The organism is Neobacillus niacini (genome assembly GCF_030817595.1).
In the GTDB taxonomy this organism is placed as follows: domain Bacteria; phylum Bacillota; class Bacilli; order Bacillales; family Cytobacillaceae; genus Neobacillus; species Neobacillus niacini_G.
Map to the genome: position 1 here is coordinate 23,921 of NZ_JAUSZN010000002.1, position 15,606 is coordinate 39,526.

Annotated in this window: 23 protein-coding genes; all 23 read right to left on the minus strand. The window is 38.2% G+C overall.

What is annotated here, in order from left to right; genetic code table 11:
- Positions 1 to 70 precede the first annotated feature (70 nt).
- Positions 71 to 409: a hypothetical protein gene (locus QFZ31_RS32535; RefSeq protein WP_307312117.1), complete on the minus strand. Its 339-nt coding sequence runs from the start codon at positions 407 to 409 to the stop codon at positions 71 to 73.
- A gap of 11 nt (positions 410 to 420) precedes the next feature.
- Positions 421 to 708, minus strand: coding sequence for a hypothetical protein (locus QFZ31_RS32540; RefSeq protein ID WP_307312120.1), 288 nt, complete (start codon positions 706 to 708; stop codon positions 421 to 423).
- Between the two features lie 61 nt (positions 709 to 769).
- Positions 770 to 1,171, minus strand: a complete 402-nt coding sequence (locus QFZ31_RS32545) for a phage tail tube protein (protein WP_307312123.1) — start codon at positions 1,169 to 1,171, stop codon at positions 770 to 772.
- Positions 1,172 to 1,174: 3 nt separating this feature from the next.
- Entirely contained in the window at positions 1,175 to 1,549 is a 375-nt protein-coding gene (locus tag QFZ31_RS32550) for a minor capsid protein (RefSeq protein ID WP_307312127.1), read from the minus strand.
- Positions 1,550 to 1,553: 4 nt separating this feature from the next.
- A complete protein-coding gene (locus QFZ31_RS32555) occupies positions 1,554 to 1,997 on the minus strand; it encodes a hypothetical protein (protein WP_307312130.1) in 444 nt (147 codons plus the stop codon).
- Positions 1,997 to 2,320: a hypothetical protein gene (locus QFZ31_RS32560; protein WP_307312132.1), complete on the minus strand. Its 324-nt coding sequence runs from the start codon at positions 2,318 to 2,320 to the stop codon at positions 1,997 to 1,999. Before QFZ31_RS32560 ends, QFZ31_RS32555 begins: the two co-directional genes overlap by 1 nt.
- A gap of 5 nt (positions 2,321 to 2,325) precedes the next feature.
- Complete coding sequence (locus QFZ31_RS32565) at positions 2,326 to 2,718, minus strand: hypothetical protein (RefSeq protein ID WP_307312135.1); 393 nt, start codon at positions 2,716 to 2,718, stop codon at positions 2,326 to 2,328.
- A 2-nt stretch (positions 2,719 to 2,720) separates the two neighbouring features.
- Positions 2,721 to 2,957: a hypothetical protein gene (locus tag QFZ31_RS32570; RefSeq protein ID WP_307312137.1), complete on the minus strand. Its 237-nt coding sequence runs from the start codon at positions 2,955 to 2,957 to the stop codon at positions 2,721 to 2,723.
- Positions 2,958 to 2,968: 11 nt separating this feature from the next.
- Positions 2,969 to 3,466 (minus strand): XkdW family protein, encoded by a 498-nt coding sequence (locus tag QFZ31_RS32575; RefSeq protein ID WP_307312140.1) that lies wholly within the window; start codon positions 3,464 to 3,466, stop codon positions 2,969 to 2,971.
- 11 nt (positions 3,467 to 3,477) lie between these two features.
- On the minus strand, positions 3,478 to 4,380 hold the full coding sequence (locus QFZ31_RS32580) for a C1q-like domain-containing protein (protein ID WP_307312144.1): 903 nt from the start codon (positions 4,378 to 4,380) through the stop codon (positions 3,478 to 3,480).
- A gap of 15 nt (positions 4,381 to 4,395) precedes the next feature.
- The gene (locus QFZ31_RS32585) at positions 4,396 to 6,192 is read right to left on the minus strand and encodes a LysM peptidoglycan-binding domain-containing protein (RefSeq protein ID WP_307312146.1); all 1,797 of its coding nucleotides are present in this window, start codon (positions 6,190 to 6,192) and stop codon (positions 4,396 to 4,398) included.
- A 13-nt stretch (positions 6,193 to 6,205) separates the two neighbouring features.
- Complete coding sequence (locus QFZ31_RS32590) at positions 6,206 to 6,502, minus strand: hypothetical protein (protein ID WP_307312148.1); 297 nt, start codon at positions 6,500 to 6,502, stop codon at positions 6,206 to 6,208.
- Positions 6,502 to 6,894, minus strand: a complete 393-nt coding sequence (locus QFZ31_RS32595; protein ID WP_307312150.1) for a hypothetical protein — start codon at positions 6,892 to 6,894, stop codon at positions 6,502 to 6,504. The genes QFZ31_RS32590 and QFZ31_RS32595 overlap by 1 nt, the downstream gene beginning before the upstream one ends.
- A 61-nt stretch (positions 6,895 to 6,955) precedes the next feature.
- Positions 6,956 to 7,627 (minus strand): hypothetical protein, encoded by a 672-nt coding sequence (locus tag QFZ31_RS32600; protein WP_307312152.1) that lies wholly within the window; start codon positions 7,625 to 7,627, stop codon positions 6,956 to 6,958.
- Positions 7,628 to 7,726: 99 nt separating this feature from the next.
- Positions 7,727 to 8,626 (minus strand): major capsid protein, encoded by a 900-nt coding sequence (locus tag QFZ31_RS32605; RefSeq protein WP_307312154.1) that lies wholly within the window; start codon positions 8,624 to 8,626, stop codon positions 7,727 to 7,729.
- A 59-nt stretch (positions 8,627 to 8,685) separates the two neighbouring features.
- Complete coding sequence (locus QFZ31_RS32610; RefSeq protein ID WP_307312157.1) at positions 8,686 to 9,279, minus strand: hypothetical protein; 594 nt, start codon at positions 9,277 to 9,279, stop codon at positions 8,686 to 8,688.
- A gap of 161 nt (positions 9,280 to 9,440) precedes the next feature.
- Complete coding sequence (locus QFZ31_RS32615; protein ID WP_307312159.1) at positions 9,441 to 10,370, minus strand: phage minor capsid protein; 930 nt, start codon at positions 10,368 to 10,370, stop codon at positions 9,441 to 9,443.
- Between the two features lie 16 nt (positions 10,371 to 10,386).
- Positions 10,387 to 10,749, minus strand: a complete 363-nt coding sequence (locus QFZ31_RS32620) for a phBC6A51 family helix-turn-helix protein (RefSeq protein ID WP_307312161.1) — start codon at positions 10,747 to 10,749, stop codon at positions 10,387 to 10,389.
- Positions 10,749 to 12,257, minus strand: a complete 1,509-nt coding sequence (locus QFZ31_RS32625) for a phage portal protein (protein ID WP_307312167.1) — start codon at positions 12,255 to 12,257, stop codon at positions 10,749 to 10,751. The genes QFZ31_RS32620 and QFZ31_RS32625 overlap by 1 nt, the downstream gene beginning before the upstream one ends.
- Before the next feature lie 44 nt (positions 12,258 to 12,301).
- Complete coding sequence (gene terL, locus QFZ31_RS32630; protein WP_307312170.1) at positions 12,302 to 14,026, minus strand: phage terminase large subunit; 1,725 nt, start codon at positions 14,024 to 14,026, stop codon at positions 12,302 to 12,304.
- A gap of 115 nt (positions 14,027 to 14,141) precedes the next feature.
- Positions 14,142 to 14,723: a PolC-type DNA polymerase III gene (locus QFZ31_RS32635; RefSeq protein WP_307312172.1), complete on the minus strand. Its 582-nt coding sequence runs from the start codon at positions 14,721 to 14,723 to the stop codon at positions 14,142 to 14,144.
- A 23-nt stretch (positions 14,724 to 14,746) separates the two neighbouring features.
- Positions 14,747 to 14,953, minus strand: a complete 207-nt coding sequence (locus QFZ31_RS32640; protein WP_307312174.1) for a hypothetical protein — start codon at positions 14,951 to 14,953, stop codon at positions 14,747 to 14,749.
- 115 nt (positions 14,954 to 15,068) lie between these two features.
- Positions 15,069 to 15,578, minus strand: coding sequence for a hypothetical protein (locus QFZ31_RS32645; RefSeq protein WP_307312177.1), 510 nt, complete (start codon positions 15,576 to 15,578; stop codon positions 15,069 to 15,071).
- Positions 15,579 to 15,606 lie beyond the last annotated feature (28 nt).

Consider the following 15,606-nt stretch of genomic DNA (forward strand, 5'->3'; position numbering starts at 1 on the left):
CATTCACCACCCCTTATACAAGAAAAAAGGATAACCAAAGTCAGATTATGAACTTTAGTTACCCCTTTCCCTACTTATTAAATTTTGCAAATAACTCATTCAGCTTGTTTTCTTTAGTCTCTTTATCAATAGGGTTAAACACGCCTCTAATATCAACAGTATTAAGTGGTCTACCCATATCGTCATATTGTCTTTTGTATAACTTCTTAGGGTCAATACCCTTTTTGCCATAGTTACCACTAGCTGACATAAGTAAACTAGTGAACCATGCAGTACGTTCATATTCTTTATCACTATCAACATACTGTTGTACGGTTTTAGCGTTAACCATATCAAACAATTCAGGAAGGGTAAGTGAAAACAGTTCGTCAGGTTTTAGGTTTAGTAACCCATACCCCCACTGTTTCACTTCCTCCCAATTTAGTTTTTTGCGTTACCACCCATTGCCTTACCTAAAGCCTCTTGAACCTCTTTCATGTTATCCATAGTGATAAGTGAACCAACATATTCCTCAGTTAACTCAGCGTCCTCATGTTTAAGACCAGCAGTTAACATTGTTCTCATAGCACGAATAGTAATTTTATCTCCTAATTCAGCTAAAGAATGTCCTAGCTTGTCCTCAACCTCGATTAGAGTATTAAGGTTAAACTTGATAGTTCTTTCTTTATCCAATACGATTTTTGCCTCGCCACGTTGTACATTAGCCATGATTAAATTTCCCCCTTGAAAGTGTGATTAAAGTGTGTTAAGCTAAATTGAGTTAAGTTAATTAGATTACAGCAGATTCAGTTAAAGCCCCTGTGCCTTCTAATGTGATACTGAAAGTTACAGCGTCGTCAAGTGGTGCTTCAATAGGGAAGTCACTGATTAGTGCTTTACCTTTGAATAGAATAGAACCGATAGCCATTTCTACGTCAACTTCTTCACGATTAGCCCATGCAGTATTTAAAGCTGTGAACGCTGAATCTCCAACGATCATAAATGCTTCCATTTCTACAGACCATTCTTTTGTTCCACCGACCTTAGTTACCCAGCCACCACTTGTTTTATCAGTAGTTTCGATAAGGTTAAGTGTTCTATTTAGTGTAGCCCCTGATTGTCCACCGACAGCAGTTGCAGGTGTACCAGTTTTAACTATTACGTCAACGCCAGCTAATTTTTCTCCAGCCATTTGTTATTCCCCCTCGTTTATCATAAATCTAAAGTTATTGCTATACAGATACTTACCGTTAATGTCCTTACCCATAGCCAAAGGAATAGGGTTTTGAGACTTAACCATAATCACCTGTACGCTACCTATATTAAAGTTAGTTTTATTTTCTAATAGATTTCTAAATACGAAACTAGTAGCCTCAGCTTTACTAGGGTGTTCATCCCTAACTTTGATTTGAACTATCATAGGGAACACACCAGCCTTAGCCTCAGTGTTAGCTTGTAACTCTACTATGTTAGAATTGACAGGTGAGTTAAGTGGGTACTCAGTAGGAAAGATATTTAGTTCAGGAAACTCAGTTCGTAAGAACCTTACAATCTCAATAGTTGATACCATTTACTCACCCCTTCAATGCTTTTTTAATTTCTTGTTCAATAAGTTTTCGGTAATGAGGTGCTTCACCTTCATGTGGACGTGTTAGGTATTTGTTACCTACAGCATAAGTAGCACCACTAAGCCCACTTCCACCTGATTTCTGTTTTGACTTTTCGCCTAAGTTATAGGTTTCTTCATGAATCCATATAGCATAGTTGAAGTCATACGATCTGTTAGGATTGTCGTTAAATGCCTCGAAACCAACCCAACCTATGATCTTAGCACCGTCTTTGTCCACATCATGAAAACCACCCATTTCTAAGTCACCTTCATCATATGGTGTTGTCTCACTAGCTACACGTTCCAAGTCCTTCATAGCTACTTTCATAGTCTCTATTGAAGTTTGACGAACAGTGTTATGAATGAACTTCTTACCCTGTCTAAGTCCCCTTATCCTAACCTTACTCATTAGATTGTCACCTTAGTGTAAGTTACCTTACCTGATAGATCAACAATAGGGAAAATGATTTTAGGGTTAGCTTGTACAATTCCGTTAATACCTGAATCGTACTCTATGAAGTCGTTATAAGAGATAGGAACAGCACCTTTAAAATAGATAGTTGCAGAAAAGACATATTCTTTTCCGTCACTAAACTGGTATAACCTAGCGTCAGCGTTAAAATCCAGCCTTACTTTATAGGTTGAGAACTTAGGGGATTTTACAGGTATCCCCCATTCATCATTTTGTTTTCCAGCGAAAATAATTTTGACTTTCTGATTCATAGGAATCATCTAAACTACCTCCTAAAAGTATCAGTCTTATCGACAGTGTAACGTCCTGTACGTCTACGTGGATAACGTTTAAGAATAGTAGGTGCTATTGTCCAATCCTTAAAGTTCTTATCGAACGACAAGTAAAGTCCACTAGCCATAAAGTAAGAAACACCCATTTCAGCACGTCTATGTGAATCATCACGTTCTAGTACGTGTAAACATTGTTCAGCCAAAACATCAATAGGGATTTCTTTACCCTCAGTTTCAGCTTTGAAGTGGTGAGACAACTCTCTATAAAGAATTGCCTCAGCGTTATTAACTACCACTTGTTTCTTTTCCATATAAACCTCGTCCCACTTTTCAGTGTAGAACATGTTTTCTTTAATATAATTGTCAATGATAGTCACGTCAGTCATTGTTATTCACCAGCCTTAGGTGATTTTCTAGTACGTTTCTTAGGTTCAGGTTTAACCTCAGTATCAACTTTAGTATCAACCTTAGTATCAACTTTAATCTCAACGATCTCATAACCGAACTCGTCAGCTAACCTCTTAGCTTTCTTCTCGTCCAGTACAGCAACACCCTTACTAAATCTAACGTCACCTTGAAAACCCTCGTATGCCTTGTTTGGTACATGTAATTCAACTTGTTTCATAACTACACCCCTTACCATGTAATAGCGTTAATTTCTTCCTCAGAAAGTGCAAGTGTTACCTTATTCTCTAAAGCCCAAAACTTACCGAATTGAGTACGCTTGAATCCGTCAGCGTCCTTACATACAGCTAAGAACTCGTCTCTAGTGTGAGACTTAACACCTTCTTTTGTTTTCCATTGAATAGTTGTAATTGAAGGGTCACTGATCAGGAATAACATTTGTTGAGTAAGGTTATCTTGATCTTTGTAATCGAATTGATAAGAGTTTCCATTAGGGCTAGTGAACCCATTGAGAATTGCCTTTTCACACTCTACTTTCAATTCACTTAACTTAGCGTCCTTTAAGAACTTAAACCATGACTGTTCTAACTCAATAGTAGTAGGTTGTGGGTAAGGTAAATGCCATTCATCAATATACTGACCTCTACCGTCAGAATCATCACGAACAACAAAGTTTTCCATTGGAATAGCGTCAGTGTATAAAGTCATGATAGCTTGTGCAATATTCATTTAATTACCTCCTAGTCTCCTATTTTCACGCCTCTAAAGAATGTTGTATCAAAGGATAATGCCTCTCTACCTACTGTTGAAGTAGCCACAGAACAATAACCGTATACCTCGATATAATCACCAGCGTTTAGTTTCATGATTGAGTTACCATGTGCTTGTGCTGGTGTAGAACCTGAACCGTTTTGGAATTGCTGTACACGAGAATCAGCAACACCATTTTTATAGAACGCTAGGAAAAACTGTGCTGACGTTGTGTTACCAACCCTCATACAGCCTGAGAATACATATGTTCCAGCAGTACTAGCAGTAAACCGTCCAGTAGTAGGGTCATATTCACCAGCTAAATCTTGCTGTTCTGTACCAAAGATTAACTTAATAACCCCACCAGCACTAATAGCTTGTGAAGTAGCTGAGGTAGCACTAAACATTGAAGTTACAGCACTTGAACCTCCACCACCACCGTCAGCCGATAAAACACCGTCAGTAGTAATACTAAGACCAGTACCAACTTTAATACCACCCAAAGTACTATCTGTTGCTGGTTGTAAAGTGTAAGTACCTCCACCTTCACCAGTAGTAATTAAAGCACCAGTAGTAGCGTCAAAACCAAGACCAGTACCAACTTTAACTTTAACACCATAAGTAGTTGGGTCAATTTCTAAACCTTTATCGACTTTAACTAAGATATAGTTACCTGACATTCCTAGTCCGTTACCTACTTGAACAGCCCCTTTAACAAGGCTACCAGCAGTAGGTAAGTCAGCACTTGCTACTTTTCCTGTTCCGTCCTTAGTTACCTTAGTAGCTAAAGCAGAATCAATTAAGTCCATGTTCTCACCGACATACACTTTTAAATCAGCGTTGTCAGCGTCTACAGGTTTTTTCAATGAATGATTAGTTGTTAAAGTTGCCATCTAATTATTCCTCCTTTATTGTTGGTTATATCCAGTCCAGTCACCTGTTGAACCTTTACCGTATATGTTAACTCGATTGTTACCACTTGAAAGATCAGTCCAATCTATTTCAGCTACAATTTCCATACCAGCAACGATAATAGAAATTTGCTGTACAGTTAGTAAGGCAACGTCAGCAACAGTCTCACCAGCCATTGTACCAACAGATTTACCCCCACCTGATTCTAAGACAATGCCAGTAGCGTAAGAAGTTCCGTTGACATTTACTGTGTACTCAGATACATCAACATCAAAAGTAAAAGTAATGTCAGTTAAGTTCATTGAAGGTTCGTCACTTATCTTAGTTTTACTTACACTAAGTATAGTTACCAAAGGATAAACAGGTTCACTATAAATCTCGTAAGGTACGTTAATTGCCTCACCAGTAGCTATTGTAGCGTTCATAGGGTTAAGTGATTGCATTTTAGCAACAGTGACACCGTAATAACTTGCAAGTGAACTGTAAGTATCACCAGCCTTAGCCACGTAAATAGTTGTTCTAATGGAATCGTCCATAGCTAAGTCCCACGTCAAGTCAAAGTTGTCAGGAAGAACAGGGTTATTAGGGTCACCGTAAGCAAACCCCCCATCAATTACCGATAACTTCCTTGCACGATAACTAGCTTTAACAGATTCAACAACGTCAATGTCAGTACTAGCGTTAATGATCATTCTTAGCTTTTCACGTTCTATTTCCCATGAGTACAGTCCAGTAGTATCAAATGAAGCCATTTCACTAGCCACACGATCTTTAACAGCCTGAGATATTCCACCTTTTTGAGTGGAGATTTCAAACATTACAGCATAGCCACGTCTTGTCCATAAACCGAACTCACCAAACCATAGTACAGCATTGTCATGGTAACGTTTCGCCTCTAGTCTTTGTTTTGCAATAGATTCAGGTGAAGTACCTAAAGTATGGAAATACGTTTTCCAAGGTTCTATTACGTCATGCCCATCAGGTGAAGGTTCTGTCCAGTCTGTAATTCTATTAGCCCACGCCTCAACGTCAACGTTACCACTAGTACCCATAGTCTTATAGATCATACTTACCCATTCGTTACGATCAGTAGCATTAGGAATAGCATTTTCAACTACACTAGGATACTGTTCATATAAGTGTTTCCATATAGGCTGTAACGTTCCCCAGCGTAAGTTATACTGAATAGCACCATGAGAAATATAAGCATTATCCCAGTTACCCCCAGTTCGTCCATAGTTGTCAGGGAAAGGTAGGATTGTCTCAAAGGTTACGGAAGTGAAGTCTAAAGCGTTAGCTTGTAAAGTTGCTAAAGGTAAAGCACCCTCAGGAACTTCCTCAGGTGGTTTAGGTGCAACGTAATCAGTGTTAGCCTCCCATTGGATAGCCCCCACATCTTTCATTGTGTTAACGTTACCCCAATAATCACCTACAACAGCTATAGAGACACCAGCACCAGTTAAGTCAGCTAGTACACTAGATTCAAAGGTAACTGTTACAACCCCACCGTATTTAGAAGTGGAAGTAAATTTTAAAACGCCACCGTCATAAACTTTGATTTTTGCACCAGCACCGTTAGGGTCACTAAACGCTACTTTAACTGTTTGTGTTCCTGTCAAGTTACCGATAGGTGTACCGAACTCAAACTCAACAATTGGTGAAGAAGTAGGACTAGCTACGACATATAGCTTGTTACTATCAAGTGCAGTAAAATCATCTTGAACATAGGTTACGTCAAGGGGTGTTTGGTAGTGTGTAGAAGTTTTTATTGAAGTAGGTTTCATAATTTCCAATGCTTACCCCTCCTTATCTGTCAAAGAATTTAGTGGTGAATGAATCACGATCTAAAACAGGGTTACCGTCAATCTCACCATAGAACTCAAAGTAAATTTTCTTTTCAGCCATAGGTGCTGTATAGTCAAACACGTACTCACCTAAGCCCATTCTGTTTGGTACACCTAGCACAAATTCCTCTAGTTTAATAAACTTGTAATCATATATAACTACCTTCACTAAGTCAGGGTCTTTGTTAGCCCCTTCAATATCAGTAAAAGTTGCACTTAGTCTTACTGTTGAACCTGTGAGATAAATATAATCAATCATTACTCAACCCCCTCAGATTTCATCTTGACGTTACCAAAAGGCATATGATCAATAGCAATTTTAAGAAAGTCAGATTTCATTACTCTAATTGCCTTTGAAACTAAGTCCGATTGATTTCCTACCGTATCTGTTACCCTTGCATATAGTGTAGCTATTCCAAGTGGATAACCTTCAAAGGAAAGAAGTCCTTCAAACTCATTACCGTTATGCACTAGTGTAATGTCATGACGAGTATTAAAACTGTCCATAATATAGACTTCATGGTTGATTATCAGTTCTTCATTAGCAACCACTTTGACTTGTGTTGTCGCCTGTTGTGTCGTATAGCTAGGCATGATAATTTCAACGTCAGGGGAAGTTGTGTCAAGTGTTAGCATTAAATAACTTGTCAATGCCTATCCCTCCTAAAAAATAAATGCTACACAGCTATTAACCATGTAGCACCTTAGTTTATTATGCAGACCATTTTCCACTAGCGTCTTTAACGAACACTTTGATAATCTTAACAGCGTCACCAGCCGAAGCTACTTGTAAGTCAGTACCGTTAACTTGAACATCAAGTGAAGAAACATTAGTCCAAGAACCAGTTCCAGTTACACCAGTAGAACCATTAGCAGTACCTAAAAGTACACCAGTAGATTCACCAGCACCGATTGAAGTAACGACTTTAACCTTGTACTCAACAAAGTCAGAATCAACACTAAAGCTGAATGTAGCAACGTTCTTACCACTGATCTTAGAGATTTTATTGATACCGTCAGAAACAACAGTTACAACAGGGATAGAAGTATCCAAAGTAATAGTGTCACTTGCTTGTCCAGTTTCGTTGTAAACATCATCACGTACTTTAACGTAAAGAGTTTTAACACCCTCAGTAGGGGATAACTTAACTTGCTGAGAAGAATTGAAAGTGAACCATTGTGAAGTTCCCTCAGTAGCTTTAATGTTAGCACTGTTTGCCTCGTCTACATTCCCCCAAATTTTCATTTGGAAAGCTGTACCGTCAGCTACGTTAGTAGTTAAAGTTACTAAGTCAGAACTTGTATATGTTGCAGTACCGTTAATCTGAATGGTAGGGGTACTAGGTGCTGTAGTATCCAATTCTATATTGACGTAATTAGCCATGATTTATATTCACTCTCCTTATATTTACATAAATAAAAAGGGGTCAGGGTATTTACACCCCAACCCCCTTGTGTTAAACTATATTAAGTTAACTTACTATTATGCAGTTGCTACTACACCAAAGTTCATCATTCTAGCAGAAGAATAAGGATTGAATTGTGCCATACCACAGAAGAACTCAATACGAGTAATTTCAACAGCCTTAGCAGAAGTTTCACCTAAACGTCTTACTTGAACGCCACCGTTAGTTAAACCAGTAACGTGAGTGTAAGCACCAAACTTCACAGCGTAAAGATCAGTGTCAGGAAGGATTTCGTTTTCAACAGCTAGTAAAGGAACACCAGCATACATTTGAATAGGATTTCCAAAAGCGTCTTTCCCTTGTTCTACATAGTGATTAGAGTTTTGCAAGATTGCAAGAATACGTCTACGTGAACGTTTGTTAAGGAAGATTACGTCAGCCCCACCACGAACCATATCTAATAGTTCATTAAGTTGGTCTAACATGATACGATCTTGTTCAGCTTTGTCAGTAGTACCGACAGCCATAGTAGCGTCAAGTTCTTGTTCAGTACCAGCAATACGAACGTCAAGACCATCAAACTCTTTAAGGTTAGTCGCTTTGTTACCTTTGAAGAAAGTCTTAGAGAATGTGTTAGCAATTGCCTTAGCTTTTTCAGCGATTTGAACAGCCATTTGATCATTTACATTTGACAATGTTTGGATGATGAAACGGTCTAACTCAACGTCTCCACCTAAGATTACTAGGTTTTCAGAACGAGTTTGGAATTGTGCCTCGTTAGCTGTGTATGCTTCGTTTACAGCACGAAACGCTACAGTAGGAAGTGCTAACTCCACGTTATAAGAATAAGCGTTACCCTCGATAGTTTGGAAAGGCAATACTTGAAGTACGCTAGATTCACGTACAATAGTTTCGATAATACCAGCTTGTAGAACGTCTTTAGAGATTACTTGTGCGTCCACTAATGTTAATGCCATTATACTTTTCCCCCTTGATATAAAATAGATTATTTTTTATTGCCCTAAGGCAAGTTAACTTACTTACCTAAACCTGAAAGGATTTTATCTAATGCAGACATATTTGACTTGTCTACCTTAGGTGATTCATTAGATTTGTTTGAAGGTTTGCCGATCTCTTTAACCTCAGGCTTTCCAAAAATGCCTTTAGCCTCAGCTTTGTTCAACCAGTCCAATGTACCCTCAGCAGTCAGGTTAGTAGGAACTAAGTCGTGCATTTCCTTAGGAACTGATTCTAATTTAGTTTCAACCATCTTTAAGATAGTGCCTTCTAATTCTTTAGTACGAGATTCATATTGTTTATAAGTATCTAATTCCTTTTGAGTATTAAGATACAATTCCTCGAATTTACCTTGTTCCTTTTTAGCGTCAAGTTCTTTTTGATCAGCTAAAGCCTTTGCGTCAGCTTGTGCCTTCTCAAACTCAGCCACCTTGTCAGCCATTTCCTTTAACTTGTTATTGACTTCATCAAAACGTGTTTTAGGAATCATAGTATCTTTTGGTGGGTCTTGTGCTGGTGGGTCTGTTGCTGGTGGGTCTTGTGCTGGTGGTGTTGAACCTCCACCTGAACCTAGATCAGCATTAAACATTGGAAACAATTTCTTTACGAACATATATCTCTCTCCTTCTATTTCGATTTTAACGTGCAACGCCACGATAGAATTTAACAGGCATTTAACCTGTCTAATATACGTGTCTACAAACACCCCTACTTTTACAGGGAAAACTTAAAAAAAGTTTTATATATCGTAAATTAGTTGACTATACAAGCGAATTAGTTTGAAGTTTGCCTATAAAGCCTCATTTGTTTCTCATGTATTTTCTTTAAATTAGCTGGTATCCAATCCATTCCACCGACAGCCCTAACAAAATGTCCACAGTTAGGATGAAAGCATTTCTTAGATTTCTTGATTTCCTCATAAGTAAGGAATCCACTAGTCAACCCATTAAGTGAAATGATCATTCCCTCATAGTGTAAGCACTCATCATGCGTGTCAGGCTTAGTTGAGATAATAGCTAAGTCGTGTCCATCTTGTAAACTTTCCTCACGAATAGCACTAATATAAGCGTCATTCATTTTAGTACGTGCGACCATAGACGAGTAAGTTTTGAGTTTCCACTTTCTATTAGCACGATCAATTATTGCAACGTCAGCGTCCTCAATACCGTTATCAAGGAATTGCTGTCTTAGTTGCTGTTCAATACGTTTAGCCATATTAGACTTTTTACCGATTTGTCCCCCACGTCCCATAGTAGCCATTTCCTTAGAAACAACTTTACGTACAAGTGCCTTGACGTTTTTATGGGTATTACCAGTAGCCTTCAATAGATCAGCTTGTGTTTGATCAATCATTTCCTGTAGTCGTCTTTTGTGACTATCATTAAGATCAGTACCCCTAACCTCGACTAACTTACTTTCTTGTGTCATAGCAGTACGAGTATAAGCGACACCTTCAACGTAAGCCTCAGTAACTTGATCAGTAGCCATATTCACAGCCTGTCTTTCAAGGTTAGTGAATACAGCCCTGATTTCAGTATTAACTTGTCTTTCTAATTGAAGAAACTGAGTAGTAGTAAGGTTCTGAGGTAGTTGAACTAATTTCATCAATGCCTGAATAATCAGTAGCCACGCTAAAACGTACAACTCGTTAAATTCCTCATTCTCAGCCTCATACGTTTCAGGTACTTGTTCAAACTCATTCACACTACCTCACCTCTTTCTACTCGTCTAGTAATTCAGCTAACAAGTCTTTCTCTGACTTTTCTTCCTTAACGGTAATAGTCTGTTCTTGCTTTTCAGTAAGGACACCGTAAGTTTTCAATGCCATTTCAAGATAACGAGAATGTCCACGAACGTTAGGGTCAAGTGTTTTAGAACGTAACACCTTTAACGTTTCAGCAAGGAACGATTTATGAACGTCCATAGCTAAGTCATTTTTATACTCGATATACTCTTTGTTTCTATTCCAGTTACCGATAGTATTTCTGTGAATCCCTAACTCGTCAGCTAATTGCTGTTGAGTAATCTCAGGGTGTTCGACTTGAATCATTGCACATTTTTTCTGAATATCAGATAATGCCATTATTCGTCACCTTCCTTTTCTTTCTTTTCTTCTTTAGGTTCAGCACCAGTTTTAACACCGTCCACATTGAATATAGAAGGGTCAGCAATCATAGCCTGTTCAGCCTCGTCCTCAATACGTTTGATTTCAGCCTCAGCCTGTTCCTCACTCAATCCGTCCATAACCATTAAAGCAGTCTTACGAGAAAGAGTTTGTGAACCGTTAGTACGAATAGCCATACGGTTAGCGATTTCTGTATCGTCCTGAGGTAATCCGTCATTGAACTTAATTTGAGGTACAATGATCTCATGCTTTTCAATAGAAGGGTCAGCGTACTGTTCTAACATTTGGGCAATCATGTAAACTCGTTTTAGTCCATCATCAAAGAATTGACGCTTACGATTGATCTTAGCTAGTAAACTATTCATTCTCCATTTAATAGAAAGACCTGAGTTTCCACTTGTCCCTGAATCTTTAAGACCGATAACAACAGCCGGAATTTCAGTGGTAGAAAGTAAGAACTCTAGTAACATTTCAAGTTCTCTAAATGCCTGTTCTAATTGTGGGTTAGCATTGGTAATATACTGAGGTATAATGTCCTCTTTACCCATAACCTCAAATACCTTGTTAAGTGCAACCTGAAAATGCACATTCCCCTCACCATCATCTTGTAGCAATCCAGTAGGAACAGCTAAAGCTGGGTCAGCGTGTTTGTCTAATATAGAACCGATTTGAGATAAACGGTTATTGATCTCGTCAAACAATGCTAAATGTTCGCTAATATCGTCTTGACCTTTCCAGTCAAGTCCATCATTGTAGTTTGCTATATGAACAACCAATGGTACAGGAACACCAGTTAATTGTTCCTCATAGCCCTCAGCTAATTCATCACCAATCTTGAATAACTCAACAGTACCAAAACGATCAGTACGGAAAACCTTTAGATCAAACTGACGGTAAACGATCTTACCAGCGTAATGACTTTCAACATACAATGTCCAATCGTCATAAGAACCGTCAACCTTAACAGCCTCAGCCACATGGTAAACAACGATCTTAGACTTATCGAATGGTGAAGTCTGAGGATAAACTTTCTTAGGGTCTAGTGCCTCAACTAGAACACGCTTAGGGTCATAGCTTATTGGAAATGCCCCACCATATTCCTGACCAAAACGAATCTTATAGAAACACTCACCCATAACAGCACTAGTTAAAGCCTGTTGATAGTTCAGTGTGTTCATTTTGTTAGTAGCAGTAATACGATCTAAAGAAAGTTGTTCCTTTGAATCATTCTCTTTACCACTGGAAACTACAGGTACTTCACCGAATAAAAAATCACTCGATTTTCTAGCTATCAATCCAGCAAAGTTAGCGTTTATAAAGAACTCATTCTTTTTGACTGTATCTTTAAACACGTCAGCATGATTACCTTTAACTAACTTGTCATTACGAATATATCTCTCGATACGTTCTTCATGGTCAGGTAATGGAAAGTATTCACCCTTGTAAAATATATCTTTCAAGTCCATTCTTGTACCCCCTTTTGATATAAAGAAAAGACCAGTAAGTTACCTTACCAGCCTTTAGGTTTATTCGTAAACATTCTCTTTCTATGATTACCAGCTAATTCAACACAACTTGCTAAAGCGTCAGGTAAATCGTCATGTTCAGCACCCTGACCGAATAACTCTAGCTGTTCGATCAATAGTCTATGTTGACGTTTAAATCGAATCATACCAGCCTCGACAAGTGGTTCTATTGCCTCGATTCTGATTTCCTTTTTAGTACGTGGGTTATACTGTTTCAGCCTTGTCTTGAAATACGATTTCTTTGACAAGTTAATTTTAAGTTGCTGGAACATTGACCACTGTGCTTGAATTGTCTCGACACCAAAAGTATGATGTTCGTATTCAAGTACCTTGTTCTCACATATCTTTAGTGCCTCGTGCATATTGACCTTACCAGCGTAAGCGTCTAATACATAGAAAACACCAGTCCGTCTATCACGTCCAAGGGTAATTATTGCGTTGTAATCCCCTTTACCTGTAATAGCAATGTCCCAAAATCCATATAAATCCATAGGAATGAGACGGTTATGTTCGTCATATAAATCCTTGTCGTCATAGAACGTCATCATTTCTTGTTTGAAAATAGCGTCCTCGTCTGAGTAAGGTAAGTTAAGGTACTCTGAGTTAAATGCCCTTGTCCCAACATTTACCTTTTCTTGAATAAGTTTGTAATAAGGTAAACGTGTTTGCCAAAGTACTTCCTGTCCCTTATCCATTTCCTCTTGATTCATGAAATAGTAATCCTCAGCCTCGTCCTTACGATCAGGATTATCAACGTCTCTATACATACGTTCGTATTCTTCCCACAGGTCAACTCGATCAGGTGGCGACACTATAGCCGAATATCTCTTAGCTTTAAAGTCAGCCCTTTGCATTACATACGGTAAAAGTCCATGAGGATTTACTAATGTACCCATGTAAATAAATGCAGTCCGTTGTGGGTCACCTAAAGGATTTATAACTTTTGTATACCACGTTAAGTTCTTTTGCCTTAACTCAATTGTATTTGTGTTCTTTTCACTTTCTAAATCATCAAGAATTATGAGGTCAGGTCTTGCGTTCAAATATTTCATGCCTCGTAATTGTTTCTGTGTAGAACCAATAGCTACCATTATGTTATTCTTAGTGACGAATTTCTCAGCGTTATCCTTTAAGTTACCTCTACCGTTCTCGTCCATTAGTTCACCGAAGTCATTTCTCAGTTTGGCATTGTGCTTTAACTGATTGTTAACATAGTCAGCGAATAACTTAGCACCGTCCTGAGTTTCCGAAACGATTACTATAAACTGTCTTAGTGAGTACACAATGTTAAATAATGGATACATATTACTAAGATAAGTTGACTTAGCGTGTCCACGAGGAACAGACCATGCGATACGATTAGTAGGGTTCTCTAAGAAGTCATTAAGGTAACTGGTTAGTTCTTGATGAAAGTGAGGTGCGTCCGTTATATCAATACCCTCAGGGATAAGGTTGTTCTCATTCTCAGGGTTTCTATCATCACTGAAATACTCATACATAAAGTCTAGTGTTGAAGTCCAGCACCGTAAAATACGTTCGATCTGTTTACCTTCTTCTTTCAAGGCTATTGAACGTTCTAGTACTTCACGTTTAATTTCTTTGCCTTCCTTAGCACTCTTTTTTACGACATTTAGGAAAGTCTCTATTTCTTCCTGACGACTTTTCCACTGATCATATGTCTTGCCCTTTACCTTGCCCTTTATAGCCATTGTCCCACCTCCATGAATTAGAACCCAACATAGGTCTAATAAATAAGGGTGCTAGAACTAGGTAATATACAGGTTTGAAGGCATAAAAAAAGAACGTGAGGAAAACCCCCACGTCCTAAACTTCCATATATTTAACTATTGCATTGTCAGGTACGTAACTTAATGGACGTTCATTACTATCAATAAGAACATTCATATACTCGATACCCTGTTCGTCACACTCTTTCTTTTGTGCCTTGAATACTTCAATAGTAGCCTCAACGTCAGCATAAGCCCTATGTGGGTCAAGGTTATCAATACCGTAAATCTTAATAAGGTTCTTTAGACTAGCATACTCAGTAGGACGTAACATTCTAGCCATTGAACGAGTACAAATGAAACGTTCAGGTAGTAACACCTTTGATAGATAGCTAAGATCAAATGAAGCGAATTGTGCTATTACAATATCGTCACCAATAAACTCTTTTAATTCTTGCATAGCAACGTCCTCAGGCTTACCGTCTTTCAAGTCCTCAGCACTAATACCAGTTAACTGACGAATAAATTGTGGTAAAGTACGTCCTTCATTAAGTGCTACCATTGTATTGTAAGTGCCAATAGGGTTAAGGTTCTCGTCCAATTTAGCACCAGCAATTTCAATCACCTGTTCAGTTTTATAATCCAATCCAGTAGTTTCAAAGTCAAATACAATATACATTCCAATTCCTCCTATTATATGTTTTATGCGAATACTTCAATTTTCCAATGATCACTCATAATAAATTCTTGTACATCACTAAGTTCAAAATCTAGTTCTACTAATTCTTCTTCCTCATAATAAAAGACTGACCAAAACGTACCAAACTCGTCCTCTTGTAACATAGCAGTATATAAGCCTTCTTCCTCATAATCCTTTACGATAAATTGAAAGAACGTTATTCCTCTCATTACTCTTTCCCCTCCAACCCTCTTAGTATTCTAATAACGTTAAGAAGAAAGACCACTTCCTCAGTAGTAAATGAAGTAGCCCCACCGAATAGTTTCTGTTCAATCTCTATTACACTCACTTTTTGCCACCACCTACAGCGTTCATATACCGTTTAGCTATTACCCAATCAACGTCTTGTCGATCAGTAAGATCATTTGCCTTAGCGTAATCGTTCCACTGTTTAAATGCCTTAGATAGAATCATAGTGTCACATTTATGGAATCCAGTACCTTCTAACTTGTTAGGTGAAAACCTTAGGTACTCGACTGGTCTATTAGTGTCACCGAAAACAAAGAACGTGGTAATGTTAGAATGTTTAGCCTGACGAATAGCCTTGACGATCTGACCAGTAGTAAGTGCTGTCCGTTCTCTCTTAAACTCAATGTTCATAGTGTGACCGAACAACTCAATACTAGCGTCAACGTCACCTAACTTTGATTTACCGTCAAAACATTCATCATACATAGTGAAGTCCCATGTACCATTAAGGAAACCTACAATACTCTTAATGTTAGGTAGGTATAAATCTGTTTCCTCAATATGCCCATTGTCCTCTGTTACTTTGATTCTTCTATGCCCTCTCACTTACAACACCCCTAAATACTAGTAGGAA